Origin of the sequence: Mycobacterium sp. 4D054, assembly GCF_052245755.1 — a bacterium.
Lineage (GTDB): Bacteria > Actinomycetota > Actinomycetes > Mycobacteriales > Mycobacteriaceae > Mycobacterium.
In genome coordinates this window covers 222,394-234,715 of record NZ_JBQQCF010000001.1, presented here as the reverse complement: position 1 = coordinate 234,715, position 12,322 = coordinate 222,394, and the positions used below count along the sequence as shown (strand labels likewise).

The 12,322-nt window shown below is 68.7% G+C and carries 16 protein-coding genes; 3 read left to right on the top strand and 13 right to left on the bottom strand.

Annotated features, from left to right (window positions below):
- Window positions 1-52: 52 nt before the first annotated feature.
- Together ACTWP6_RS01080 and ACTWP6_RS01075 are read right to left on the bottom strand one after the other, a co-directional pair.
- Entirely contained in the window at window positions 53-295 is a 243-nt protein-coding gene (locus ACTWP6_RS01080) for a hypothetical protein (protein WP_443186610.1), read from the bottom strand.
- Window positions 296-474: 179 nt separating this feature from the next.
- Window positions 475-765 carry a CDGP domain-containing protein gene (locus ACTWP6_RS01075; RefSeq protein ID WP_443186609.1) on the bottom strand — a complete coding sequence of 97 codons (291 nt, stop codon included), beginning with the start codon at window positions 763-765 and terminating at the stop codon, window positions 475-477.
- On the opposite strand from ACTWP6_RS01075, the gene ACTWP6_RS01070 reads away from it, so the two are divergent.
- On the top strand, window positions 710-838 hold the full coding sequence (locus tag ACTWP6_RS01070; protein WP_443186659.1) for a hypothetical protein: 129 nt from the start codon (window positions 710-712) through the stop codon (window positions 836-838). The genes ACTWP6_RS01075 and ACTWP6_RS01070 overlap by 56 nt on opposite strands.
- 79 nt (window positions 839-917) lie before the next feature.
- On the opposite strand, the gene ACTWP6_RS01065 is transcribed toward ACTWP6_RS01070, so the two are convergent.
- From ACTWP6_RS01065 to ACTWP6_RS01035, 7 genes are all read right to left on the bottom strand, one after another.
- A complete protein-coding gene (locus tag ACTWP6_RS01065; protein WP_443186608.1) occupies window positions 918-2,039 on the bottom strand; it encodes a hypothetical protein in 1,122 nt (373 codons plus the stop codon).
- Window positions 2,006-3,259 (bottom strand): prolipoprotein diacylglyceryl transferase, encoded by a 1,254-nt coding sequence (lgt, locus tag ACTWP6_RS01060; RefSeq protein WP_443186607.1) that lies wholly within the window; start codon window positions 3,257-3,259, stop codon window positions 2,006-2,008. Before lgt ends, ACTWP6_RS01065 begins: the two co-directional genes overlap by 34 nt.
- The gene (trpA, locus tag ACTWP6_RS01055; RefSeq protein WP_260752283.1) at window positions 3,256-4,044 is read right to left on the bottom strand and encodes a tryptophan synthase subunit alpha; all 789 of its coding nucleotides are present in this window, start codon (window positions 4,042-4,044) and stop codon (window positions 3,256-3,258) included. The genes lgt and trpA overlap by 4 nt, the downstream gene beginning before the upstream one ends.
- A complete protein-coding gene (gene trpB, locus ACTWP6_RS01050; RefSeq protein WP_443186606.1) occupies window positions 4,041-5,303 on the bottom strand; it encodes a tryptophan synthase subunit beta in 1,263 nt (420 codons plus the stop codon). The genes trpA and trpB overlap by 4 nt, the downstream gene beginning before the upstream one ends.
- Window positions 5,304-6,122 (bottom strand): indole-3-glycerol phosphate synthase TrpC, encoded by an 819-nt coding sequence (gene trpC, locus ACTWP6_RS01045; protein WP_260752281.1) that lies wholly within the window; start codon window positions 6,120-6,122, stop codon window positions 5,304-5,306. It abuts the gene before it with no gap.
- 72 nt (window positions 6,123-6,194) lie between these two features.
- Window positions 6,195-6,773: a TIGR02234 family membrane protein gene (locus ACTWP6_RS01040; protein ID WP_260752279.1), complete on the bottom strand. Its 579-nt coding sequence runs from the start codon at window positions 6,771-6,773 to the stop codon at window positions 6,195-6,197.
- Complete coding sequence (locus tag ACTWP6_RS01035) at window positions 6,770-8,296, bottom strand: anthranilate synthase component I (RefSeq protein ID WP_443186605.1); 1,527 nt, start codon at window positions 8,294-8,296, stop codon at window positions 6,770-6,772. Before ACTWP6_RS01035 ends, ACTWP6_RS01040 begins: the two co-directional genes overlap by 4 nt.
- A gap of 32 nt (window positions 8,297-8,328) precedes the next feature.
- Here ACTWP6_RS01035 and ACTWP6_RS01030 point away from each other — a divergent pair, with 32 nt between their 5' ends.
- A complete protein-coding gene (locus ACTWP6_RS01030) occupies window positions 8,329-8,796 on the top strand; it encodes a peroxiredoxin (RefSeq protein WP_443186604.1) in 468 nt (155 codons plus the stop codon).
- Window positions 8,793-9,587, top strand: a complete 795-nt coding sequence (locus ACTWP6_RS01025; RefSeq protein WP_443186603.1) for an ABC transporter ATP-binding protein — start codon at window positions 8,793-8,795, stop codon at window positions 9,585-9,587. The genes ACTWP6_RS01030 and ACTWP6_RS01025 overlap by 4 nt, the downstream gene beginning before the upstream one ends.
- Here ACTWP6_RS01025 and hisI read toward each other — a convergent pair.
- Genes hisI through priA form a run of 4 tightly spaced genes read right to left on the bottom strand, consistent with a single transcriptional unit; the run spans window position 9,584 to window position 12,297 of the window.
- Window positions 9,584-9,934 carry a phosphoribosyl-AMP cyclohydrolase gene (hisI, locus tag ACTWP6_RS01020; protein ID WP_443186602.1) on the bottom strand — a complete coding sequence of 117 codons (351 nt, stop codon included), beginning with the start codon at window positions 9,932-9,934 and terminating at the stop codon, window positions 9,584-9,586. The two genes, ACTWP6_RS01025 and hisI, sit on opposite strands and share 4 nt — an antisense overlap.
- 28 nt (window positions 9,935-9,962) lie before the next feature.
- Entirely contained in the window at window positions 9,963-10,757 is a 795-nt protein-coding gene (hisF, locus tag ACTWP6_RS01015) for an imidazole glycerol phosphate synthase subunit HisF (protein ID WP_260752271.1), read from the bottom strand.
- Entirely contained in the window at window positions 10,754-11,572 is an 819-nt protein-coding gene (locus ACTWP6_RS01010; protein WP_443186601.1) for an inositol monophosphatase family protein, read from the bottom strand. The genes hisF and ACTWP6_RS01010 overlap by 4 nt, the downstream gene beginning before the upstream one ends.
- On the bottom strand, window positions 11,569-12,297 hold the full coding sequence (gene priA / locus ACTWP6_RS01005; RefSeq protein WP_443186655.1) for a bifunctional 1-(5-phosphoribosyl)-5-((5-phosphoribosylamino)methylideneamino)imidazole-4-carboxamide isomerase/phosphoribosylanthranilate isomerase PriA: 729 nt from the start codon (window positions 12,295-12,297) through the stop codon (window positions 11,569-11,571). The genes ACTWP6_RS01010 and priA overlap by 4 nt, the downstream gene beginning before the upstream one ends.
- Window positions 12,298-12,322: the final 25 nt, after the last annotated feature.

Sequence of the window (12,322 nt, the reverse complement as noted above, 5' to 3'; positions counted from 1 at the left end):
GCGGGCGCGCTCCACCGTCGGGCCGACTTACGCGGCCCGACGTGCGGGCGCGTCAGCCGAAACCGAACCCGAACACGGGCCAACCGAACCCCCAGCCCCATCCGGGCCAACCGTAGTTGTACGTCCAGGGGCCGGGTTGCGTGGTGATCTGCGAACTACCGTTGGTTTGGCACTGCGTGGTGTTTGGGGCTGTGTTGACGCACTGCGGTATCGCGTTCGCCTGAGAAGCGGACAGCAGCACCCCGATGCCCAACGCCAGAATCCACGCCAGCTCAAAAGGCAATTTTGTGGTCATGACCTGCTCCGATCGCAGCGATCAGTCTACTCCGATCAGGTCCGGATGTGACCCCGCTGACCACGGGATCTGGAGATGGGGGTGGTGGTGCTGGGTGGGTGTCACCGCCATCGAGAATCACACCAGGACAACGGTTTCGGTCGCGACCGGACCGGCTGGCGAATAGGCTGGGCCGCCGTTCAGTCGTTGATGTGCGTCGGTGGGTCGGCGAACGCCAGATCCGGGGTGTAATGGCCGGGACCCATCAGGCCGCAGTGCTTCTCGGGCACCAGATGCGAACTGAAACCGCTGGGCACCCAGCGGGCCACTGCCACGCAGCGTTGCCAGGTGCCGTCGGATTGGACAGGTCCATCGCACTTGCTGATAACGGGTCCTCCGTACAGACAACCGGCACCGGCGGGCGGTGCTGAGGCGATGAGCCCGATGGGTATCAGCAGGGCAGCCGATGCTCCGACGATGCAGCGCTTCATGGTTGTCTCCCGTCACCACCTCGCCAAGGGTTCGCCGATCGTCGGGCAGGTCGGCGACTCTGCCAGCAACTGACGACGCTACCGCGTGACCATCTGAATTTTGCGGCCTTCGGGTTTCCCGGCCCGGTTACCGTGGCACCGCCGACGGACGGTCAGCGATCGCGGCGACGCCGAATCCACTCACGGACTCGGCCCGCAACCTCGGATCGGACTGTGCCGGCGAACGATTGGGCGGGAGAAGGGCGCCGCGCGACCTCCGGCTCGTCGGGGGTGGATTCTGGCTTCGCTTCTGCTCCAAAAGAATCCGCCGGTTGCGGGACCGACTCGGCGTCGCCTTCAGCCACTTCGGCGCCGGCCTCGGCCTGGGTCTCGGCGTCCTCCGGTTCCCCAGCATGTCCGGTTTCGGTGTCGCCTTCTGCGACTTCGCCCTTATCGGAGACCTGCTCGGCTACACCGCCACCCTGAGCATCGGTCTCGGTCTCGGCGAGGAGCTCCTCAGCCTCGGCCTCACCCTCGACCGCAGCCTCATGAGCTTCCGACGCCTGGGCGACAGCCCCAGCCACCTCATCGGACTCCACCGAACCCACACCGACGGTCTCAGCCTCGGCCTCCGGCTCAGTCTCCTCGGAAACCTGCTCGGCTACACCGCCACCCTCAGCGTCGGCCTCATCCTCATCGACCAGCGCCTCAGCATCGGCCTCAGCCTCATCGACCCACGCCTCAGCCTCGGCCTCCGGCTCAGTCTCCTCGGAAACCTGCTCGGCTACACCGCCACCCTCAGCGTCGGCCTCATCCTCGACCAACGCCTCAGCATCGGCCTCAGCCTCATCGACCCACGCCTCAGCCTCGGCCTCCGGCTCAGTCTCCTCGGAAACCTGCTCGGCTGCACCGCCACCCTCAGCGTCGGCCTCATCCTCGACCAACGCCTCAACATCGGCCTCAGCCTCACCGACCCACGCCTCAGCCTCGGCCTCCGGCTCAGTCTCCTCGGAAACCTGCTCGGCTGCACCGCCACCCTCAGCGTCGGCCTCATCCTCGACCAACGCCTCAGCATCGGCCACACCCACAACCGCGGCCTCATGAGCCTCCGACGCCTGGGCGACAGCCCCAGCCACCTCATCGGACTCCACCGAACCCACACCGACGGTCTCAGCCTCGGCCTCGGCCTGTGACTCACCCTCGATCTCGACGATCGACTCGTCAGCCTGCGCCTCACCCTCAGCCGCCTCATGAGGCTCCATCACCGAGTCGACATCGACCTCGGCGACCTCCACGGCGTCGACACCCTCGAGACCTTCTTCAGCTGCTTCCGAACTGATGGAGTCAGCCCGGGCCGCCAACAGCTCGGCCTCGCCCTCACCCTCGACGGCAGCCGCATGAGCCTCCGGCTCTCCGCGACAGCCTCGGCGACCTCATCGCCCTCCACCGCCCCGAGACCCGCGGACGCGGCGGCGCTCCGATCCTCCGGCTCGGCGGCTTCCAACTCGGCGACCAAGGCTTCCAACTCTGCGTCCTCCTGCGCCGACGCCCTGGCCTCGTCCTCGTCGGCGACCTTCGCCGCGGCGACGATCCCGACGGCCGAGGCGACAGCCAGATCCTTCGCCCGGTCCTCGACGCCGGCCTCGGCGGCGGCGTGGCCGCGCAGTGTGGCCGGGTCTTCACGACCCTTCGGCGCGACCATGATGTACACGACGGCACCGATGAAGATGAACGTCGAGGTAAACGAATTGATCCGGATGCCAGCCAGTTCGGTCGCGGTGTCGCTGCGCATCAGCTCGATCCAGAACCGGCCGACGCAGTACCCCGCCACATACAGCGCGAACAGCCGACCGTGACCGATCTTGAACCGGCGGTCGACGACGATCAGCACCGCGAACACAAGCAGGTTCCACAGCAACTCGTACAGGAAGGTGGGATGCACGACCTGGACCAGCTCACCGGTCGACACCCCGTTGAGCGAATCCGGCACGCCGGCCGCGTTCACCCGCTCGTAGATCTCCAGTCCCCACGGCAGCGTGGTCTCACGGCCGTACAGTTCCTGGTTGAAGTAATTGCCGAGGCGCCCGATCCCCTGTGCCAAAACGATTCCCGGCGCGATCGCGTCACCGAACGCGGGCAGCGGTATGCCCCGTCGTCGGCACGCGATCCACGCGCCGACACCGCCGAGCGCCACCGCACCCCAGATACCGAGACCACCGTCCCAGATCCGCAGCGCGGCCATGGCGCCCACACCGTCTTCACCGAAGTACGTTCGCCAGTCGGTCATCACGTGGTAGAGGCGTCCGCCGATCAGGCCGAACGGCACCGCCCACAACGCCACGTCGTAGACGACGCCGGGTTCACCGCCGCGGGCCACCCATCGCCGGTCGCCGATCACGAGCGCGGCGATGATGCCGGCGATGATGAACAGCGCGTACGCGCGGACGGGGAACGGCCCTAGATGCCAGACCCCCTGAGACGGACTGGGGATGAACGCCAGGACCGTTGTCGTCACGCAGTGATCCTCTGCCGCACACCGTCAGCGAGCTCTTCGGTCAACGCCCGCACCGCCGGGATGCCCTCCTTGAGGGCCGACACCAGGGCTGAACCGACGATCACCCCGTCGGCGTAAGCGCCGATCTCGGCCGCCTGCTCGCGTGAGCGCACCCCCAGCCCGACGCCCACCGGAATGTCGGCCACGGCCTTGACCCGGCGCACCAGCTCCGGCGCGGCGTTCGACACCGCATCCCGAGCGCCGGTGACGCCCATCGTCGAGGCGGCGTAGACGAACCCGCGCGACGCGTGCACGGTCGTGGCCAGCCGCTCCGGCGTCGATGACGGCGCCACCAGGAAAATCCGGTCCAGGTCGTGGGCCTCCGAAGCCGCCAACCACTCCCCCGCCTCGTCCGGGATCAGGTCCGGCGTGATCATGCCGAGCCCGCCTGCCGAGGCCAGGTCGCGGGCGAACGTGTCAACGCCCTTGCGCAGCACCGGGTTCCAGTAGGTCATCACCACGGCGCGACCGCCCGCGTCGCTGATCGCCTCGACCGCACGCAGCGCGTCGTACACCCGCACACCGCCGCGCAGCGCCACCTCCGTCGCCGCGGCGATCGTGGGCCCGTCCATCCCCGGGTCGGAATACGCGACACCGACTTCGACGATGTCACAACCTGATTCGACCAGAGCGACCATCGCCGCGATCGACGAATCGACGTCGGGGAAACCTGTCGGTAGATAACCGATCAGCGCCGACCGGCCGTCGGCGCGGCAGGATTCGAACAACCCGGCCAGGCGACTCATGCCGTCCCGTCCTCCATCAGACCGAACCACTTGGCGGCCGTCTCGACGTCTTTGTCGCCGCGACCGGACAGATTGACCAGAATGATCGACCCGGATCCCAGCTCTTGGCCCAGCTTCAGCGTCCCGGCCACCGCATGCGCGGACTCTATCGCCGGGATGATCCCCTCGGTGCGGCTCAGCAGCGACAGTGCGTCCATCGCCTCGGTGTCGGTGACGGGGCGGTACTGCGCGCGTCCCAAATCCTTGAGCAACGCATGCTCGGGCCCGACGCCGGGATAGTCCAGACCGGCTGAAATCGAGTGGGATTCGATGGTCTGGCCGTCCTCGTCCTGCAACAGGTAGGAGTACGAACCCTGGAAGGCTCCCGGTGAGCCGCCGGTGAATGTCGCGGCGTGCCTACCCGTTTCGACACCGTCTCCGGCGGCTTCGAAGCCGTACAGCTGCACACCGGGGTCGTCGATGAACGCGTGGAAGATGCCGATCGCATTGGACCCGCCGCCCACGCACGCGGCCACCGCATCAGGCAGCCGGCCGGCCTGGTCGAGCATCTGGGCGCGAGCCTCGAGACCGATCACCCGCTGGAAGTCGCGCACCATCATCGGGAAGGGGTGGGGTCCGGCGGCCGTCCCAAAGCAGTAGTAGGTGTTGTCCGCGTTGGTGACCCAGTCACGGAACGTCTCGTTGATCGCGTCCTTCAGCGTCTTGGAACCCGACTCCACCGCGACCACCGACGCGCCGAGCAGCCGCATCCGTGCCACGTTGAGCGCCTGCCGCGCGGTGTCCACCGCACCCATGTAGATGACGCATTCCAGTCCCATCAAGGCGCACGCCGTCGCGGTGGCCACGCCGTGCTGGCCGGCGCCGGTTTCGGCGATGACCCGGGTCTTGCCCATCTGCTTGGCCAGCAGGGCCTGCCCCAGCACGTTGTTGATCTTGTGGGATCCGGTGTGGTTGAGGTCTTCCCGCTTCAGGAAGATGCGCGCTCCACCGGCGTGCTCGCTGAGCCGCTCGGCCTCGTACACCGGCGAGGGCCGCCCGGTGTAGTGGCGCTGCAGCCTGTCGAGTTCATCGAGGAATGCCTGGTCACCGCGGGCCTTTTCGTAGGCGGCGGTCACCTCCTCGATGACGGCCATCAGTGCCTCAGGAACGTACCTGCCGCCATAGACACCGAAGTGCCCTCGTTCGTCGGGGTCGTGGGACGTGGGCTCGGCGACCGCGGCGCTGGCGCGCGGCAGTTCCGGCCCGGCGAAATCAACCACTTAACGCGCTGGCTTCGGGCACGACGGATGGGTACCGGCGGTCACCAGGTCGGCAACAGCACTGCGCGGATCCCCGCTGGTGACCAGGCCCTCCCCGACCAGCACCGCGTCGGCGCCGGCACCGGCGTAGGCGAGCAGGTCGGCGGTGCCCCGCACTCCCGACTCGGCGACGCGGATCACCTTGCTCGGCAATCCGGGGGCGATGCGGGCAAAGCAGTCCCGGTCGACCTCCAGGGTCTTGAGGTTGCGGGCGTTCACCCCGATCACCGAGGCCCCGGCCTGCAGCGCGCGGTCGGCCTCCTCCTCGGTGTGCACCTCCACCAGGGCGGTCATGCCCAGGGACTCGGTGCGCTCCAGGAGCGACTCCAGCACAGGTTGTTCCAGCGCCGCGACGATCAACAGCAACATGTCCGCACCGTGGGCCCGGGCCTCGTGGATCTGGTAGGGACGGACGATAAAGTCCTTGCGCAGTACGGGAATCGACACCGCGGCCCGCACCGCGTCGAGGTCGTCGAGCGACCCGTTGAAGCGCCGCTGCTCGGTCAGCACGCTGATGACCCGCGCACCGCCGTCCTCGTAGGCGCGGGCGAGTTCGGCGGGATCGCCGATCTGGGCCAGCTCGCCGCGCGACGGGCTGGCACGTTTGACCTCTGCGATCACCGCGATACCGGGGGAACGCAGCGCCGCCATCACGTCAAGCGGAGCCGGAGCGCGCTGGGCTCGCTCCTTCACCTCGTCCAAGCTGACGACGGCTTCGCGAGCGGCAACGTCAGCGCGCACCCCCTCGATGATGGAGTCGAGCACGGTCGCCGAACCCATAGGCGTCGTTTCCCTTCCCCTGACGGCCGTTCGATTCGTTATGAAGGGTAGTCGCAACCGAGCCATGCTTCGTCACCGCCCCTGGTTGTCCGGATTGGTCGGGTCGCGGCCCTCGTCGAGCGCGTCCCACATCATCCGCTCCGACATGTCCGCGTCACCATCCTCGGGCTGGGCCGGGCGGCGTGAGTAGCGCACCGCCTCGGCGCGCCGGTGGGTCGCCGAGCGCATCAGCAGCACCGCGCCGGACAGCGACAGCACCGCGGCGACCAGCGTGATCACGGCGCCGGTGTAGTGCCGCTCGGTATCGAGCAGGTCGGCCACCGGCACCTCGGCCAGCCGCGCCGCCCGCGCCGCGTCGTCGGCCATGACCCACAGGCTGATCGCCAGGTATCCCATTCCCGCGCTCGCTGCCGCCACCAGCACGGCCAGCACCCTCAGCGCCCAGCCGCGTACGGCCAGCGCCGCGACGGCAGCGGCGAGCACCAGCAGGGCCAGCGGGATCAGCGCCGTCGACCACGTCGACCCGGCCAGATCGGTGGCCTTCGGCTGCCCCAAGCCGTCGAAGGAGGTGATCTGCACCCATGTCAGCCGGGACGCCCCCCACAGGCCCGCCGCGGCGAGCACCAGGAGCAACTGCGCGATGCGGGTCACGGCTCGCTCAACGTCTCGGCCGCCGCGATCGCCGCCAGCACCGCACGGGCCTTGTTGGAGGCCTCGTTGTACTCGTAGGGCCCGTTGGAGTCGGCGACGACGCCACCACCGGCCTGCACGTAGGCGGTGCCGCCGCGCATCAGCGCGGTGCGGATCGCGATCGCGAAGTCGGCGTTGCCGGCGAAGTCGAGGTAGCCGAGCACCCCGCCGTACAGGCCGCGCCGGGTCTTCTCGACCTCCTCGATGAGCTCCATCGCCCGCACCTTGGGGGCGCCGGACAGCGTCCCGGCCGGGAAGCAGGCTGTCACCGCGTCCAGCGCGGTCTTGCCGTCGGCCAGTAACCCGGTGACCGTCGAGACCAGGTGCATGACGTGGCTGTAGCGCTCGATGTGGCTGTAATCCTCCACCTTGACCGTGCCCGGCCGGCAGACCCGCCCCAGATCGTTGCGGCCGAGATCGACGAGCATCAGGTGCTCGGAGCGCTCCTTGTCGTCGGAGAGCAGCTCCTTCTCCAGCAGGAGGTCTTCCTCCTCGGTGTCGCCGCGCCAGCGTGTGCCGGCGATCGGGTGAGTGGTGGCGCGGCCGTCCTTGACGGTGACCAGCGCTTCCGGACTCGACCCCACAATCGAAAAGTCCAGTCCCCCAAGCTCATCGGGAACGTTGAGCAGATACATGTACGGGCTGGGATTGGTGACCCGCAGCATCCGGTACACGTCGAGGGGGTCGGCGGAGGTGTCCATCTCGAACCGCTGCGACGGCACCACCTGGAACGCCTCGCCGGCCTCGATGTCGCCGACGAGCTTGTCGACGATCGCGGTGTATTCCTCGACGGTGCGCTGGGCCCGGTGCACGGGCGCCGGCCGGCCGAAGGTCGCGACGGTCGACGACAGGGGTTCGGCCAGTGCCGCGGTCATCACGTCCAGCCGGGTCACGGCGTCGTCGTAGGCCCAGTCGACGCGTTCGTCGGTGCCGTTCCAGTTCACCGCATTGGCCACCAGCGTGATCGTGCCCTCATGATGATCCACCGCGGCGATGTCGGTGGCCAGCAGCAGCATCATGTCGGGCAGCCCGAGGTCGTCGACGGTCAACTCCGGCAGCCGCTCCAGACGGCGCACCAAGTCATAAGTGAAGAACCCGACCAGGCCCGACGACAGCGGTGGCAGGCCCGGCAGTGGCGCGGTCTCCAGCAGTGTCAGCGTCGCGCGCAGCGCCTGCAGCGGGTCACCGCCCGATGGCGCGTCCTGCGGGACGGCGCCCAGCCACACGGCCTCGCCGTCGCGGACCGTCAGCGCCGACGGCGCACCGGCGCCGATGAACGACCACCGCGACCACGACCGCCCGTTCTCGGCGGACTCGAGGAGGAACGTGCCGGGCCGGTTGGCGGCGAGTTTGCGGTACGCCGAAAGCGGCGTCTCGCTGTCGGCGAGCACCTTGCGGGTCACCGGGACCACCCGGTGCTCGGCGGCCAGCGCCCGGAAGTCCTCACGCGTGGTCGTCGCGCTCAGGGTGGCGGTCGTCTGCACGCAGAGATTGTCCCAGAAGTACGGTTGAGAACATGAATCCCCTCAAACCGGGCGATCGGGTCGACGACTTCGAGCTGCCCGACCAGACCGGCGCGCCGAGAACGCTGAGCGGGCTGCTCGCCGACGGTCCGGTGGTGCTGTTCTTCTACCCGGCCGCGATGACACCGGGATGCACCAAGGAGGCGTGCCACTTTCGGGATCTGGCAGCCGAGTTCGCCGCCGTCGGCGCCAGCCGGGTGGGCATCAGCGCCGACCCGGTCGCCAAGCAGGCCGCGTTCGCCGAGCAGCAGAAGTTCGACTACCCGCTGCTGTCGGACGACGACGGCGCCGTCGCCACACATTTCGGCGTCAAGCGCGGGCTGCTCGGCAAGTTCATGCCGGTCAAGCGCACCACGTTCGTGATCGACACCGACCGCACCGTGCTCGAAGTCATCGCCAGCGAGTTCAGCATGGACACCCACGCCGACAAGGCCCTCGAGGCGCTGCGCAACCGGTCATGACACCGGTGCTGGAGCTCGTCGATGTGACCTTCCGGCGCAACGGCAAGCAGATCCTCGACGGCATCTCGCTGACCGTGAACACCGGTGAGCACTGGGCGCTGCTGGGACCCAACGGCGCCGGCAAGAGCACGCTGCTGGGTTTCTGTGCGGCCGTGACGTTTCCGACGTCGGGGACGGTGCGCATTCTCGGTGACCAGATGGGCCGGGTGGATCTGGCCCGGCTGCGTCACCACATCGGACATGTGAACCCGCGCCATCAGCTGCAGTACTCGCTGACCGTCCGCGAGGTGGTGATGACCGGCATCACCGCCACGATCGACACCCCGATGCGGTGGAGTCCGACGGTGAAGGAGAACGCCCGCGCGGAGGCGATGATCTCGTCGGTCGGGTTGTCCCACAAAGCCGATGACGTGTGGCCCACCCTGTCCCAGGGGGAACGGGGCCGCACGCTGATCGCCCGGGCGCTGATCGCCGAACCGCGGTTGCTGCTGCTCGACGAACCCTCGACCGGGCTCGACGTCGCCGCGCGCGAACAGCTGCTGGAAACCCTCGACGCGCTCGACCAGACCCACCCCGAGGTCGCGTCGATCCTCGTCACACACCATCTCGAGGAGCTCCCCACCACGACCACGCATGCGCTGTTGATCGCGGAGGGACGCGCGGTGGCCAGTGGGCCCGCCCGCCAGACCATCACCACCGACACCGTGTCGGAGGCGTTCGCCCATCCTGTGTCGGTCGGCTACGACGAGGGCCGCTGGACCGCCAGAGCGAAAGCGACCCGGATCCTCTAGGCCTCAGGTGCCAGCAGCAGGTCTGCGTCGAAGCAGGTGTGATCACCGGTGTGGCACGCCGAGCCGACCTGATCGACTTCGAGCAGCACGGTGTCGCCGTCGCAGTCCAGTCGCACCGAATGCACGTGCTGGGTGTGCCCGGAGGTCAGGCCCTTCACCCACTGCTCACCACGCGAACGCGAGAAGTACGTCGCCTCACGGGTTTCCAACGTCCGGGCCAACGCGTCGTCGTCCATCCAGGCGACCATCAGCACCTGCCCGGTCGCGCGTTCCTGCACCACCGCGGTGAACAGCCCGTCGGCGTTTCGCTTGAGCCGCGACGCGATGGAGGGGTCCAGAGCCCTCATCGCGGCCCTCGGCTCTTCGCGCAAGCGCTCATCGCACGGTGATCCCTTCGGCTTTCATCGCCGCCTTCACCTCACCGATGGTCAGATCCCGGAAGTGGAACACGCTCGCGGCCAGCACCGCGTCGGCGCCGGCGAACACCGCAGGAGCGAAATGCTCCACGGCACCGGCCCCGCCGCTGGCGATGACCGGCACCGTGACGGCCCCGCGTACCGCGCGCAGCATCTTCAGATCGAACCCGGCCTTGGTGCCGTCGGCGTCCATCGAGTTGAGCAGGATCTCTCCCACGCCGAGTTCGGCCCCGAGCGCGGCCCATTCGACGGCGTCGAGGCCGGTGCCGCGCCTGCCGCCGTGTGTGGTGACCTCCCAGCCCGACGGTGTGGGCACACTCCCTTCCTGGCCCTCCGGCACGGTGCGCGCGTCGACCGACAGCACGATGCACTGCGATCCGAACTGCCGCGACAGCTCCGAGAGCAGCTCGGGACGGGCGATCGCCGCGGTGTTCACCGACACCTTGTCGGCGCCGGCGCGCAACAGCACGTCGACATCGGCGACCGAACGCACGCCGCCGCCGACGGTGAGCGGGATGAACACCTGCTCGGCGGTGCGCCGCACCACATCGAGCATCGTCGAACGTCCCGACGACGACGCGGTGACATCGAGGAACGTCAACTCATCGGCGCCTTCGGCGTCGTAGGCGGCGGCGAGTTCGACCGGGTCGCCGGCGTCACGCAGGTTGGCGAAGTTGACGCCCTTGACCACCCGGCCGTCGTCGACGTCCAGGCACGGGATCACCCGGGTCGCGACGTCGCTTGCCGGCTTCACAGGTAGTCCTGCGGGTCGCCGGCGGCGCGGACGAGCGCCAGGATCTCTTCGTGCACACCCGGCGCGGCGGCCAGCGCCGACGGCGAGGACGCCGTCCATTCCTCCCCCGTCAGATCGGTCACGATGCCGCCCGCGGCGCGCACCAGCGCGACGCCGGCCGCGTGGTCCCAGATGTGGTGACCGAAACTGACCGCACCACCGAGGATTCCAGCGGCGACATAGGCGAAGTCGACGCCGGTGGCGCCGTGCATCCGCATCCGGGAACACTCCCGGCTCAAATTCTCCAGCACCTTGATCCGGTAGCGGCCCGGGTAGCGTCCACGCGAGTCGATATTGAAAGTTCCTGTGCCCACCATCGATTCGGCCAGCGCAACCGGTACGAGCCGGTCCAGCGCATCGCCGTTGCAGTGCACGGGCTGACCGGCGATGGCGGTGTAGCGCTGACCCATGAACGGCAGCCACGTCAGGCCGAGCACAGGCTCGCCCTTTGACAGCAGGCTCAACAGGATGGCAGCCATCGGGGATCCAGCCGCGTAGTTGAAGGTGCCGTCGACCGGGTCGAGCACCCACACGGATTCGGCCTCCACCGACTCGCCGCCGAATTCCTCGCCGTGCACCCCGATCCCGGTGAGCCGGGTGAGCTCGGCGACCACACGGCGCTCGATCGCCAGGTCGATCTCGGTGGCGAAGTCGTTGCCCTTCTTGGCCACCGCCGAATCGGCGCGGTGCCCGGCGACGAACTGGGCCGAGGCGGCGTCGAGCACGCCAGCGGCGGTGTCCAGTAGGTCAGCGAGCTGCTGTGGCCCGGGGCTCACGCGCGGACCGTGTCGAGAGCCTGTGGCAGCGTGAATCGCCCGGCGTAGAGCGCCTTTCCGACGATCGCGCCTTCGACGCCCCGGTCTGTCAACGTCGCGATGGCGCGCAGGTCGTCCAGGCTGGACACCCCGCCGGACGCGATCACCGGCGCGTCGGTGCGTTCGCAGACCTGGGCCAGCAGCTCCAGGTTGGGCCCGTTGAGGGTGCCGTCCTTGGTTACGTCGGTGACGACGAAACGAGAACATCCCTCGCGGTCAAGACGTTCCAGCACCGTCCACAAGTCACCGCCGTCGGTCTCCCAACCGCGGCCGCGCAGCCGGTACTGACCGTTGTCGATCTTGACGTCGAGGCCGACCGCGACCTTCTCGCCGTGCTCGGCGACCACCTTCGCGCACCACTGCGGGTTCTCCAGCGCGGCGGTGCCCAGGTTCACCCGGGCACAGCCGGTGGCCAACGCGGCGGCGAGGGAGTCATCGTCGCGGATCCCGCCGGACAATTCCACGGCGACATCGAGCTGACCGACCACCTCGGCGAGCAGTTCGCGGTTGGAGCCGCGGCCGAACGCCGCATCGAGGTCGACCAGGTGGATCCACTCAGCGCCGTCGCGCTGCCACGTCAGCGCCGCATCAAGCGCCGAGCCGTACTCGGTCTCGCTGCCGGCCTGCCCCTGCACCAACCGGACAGCGCGGCCCTCGACCACGTCGACGGCGGGCAGCAGGATCAGTCGAGCGGAGGAATTCGCCCCGGCG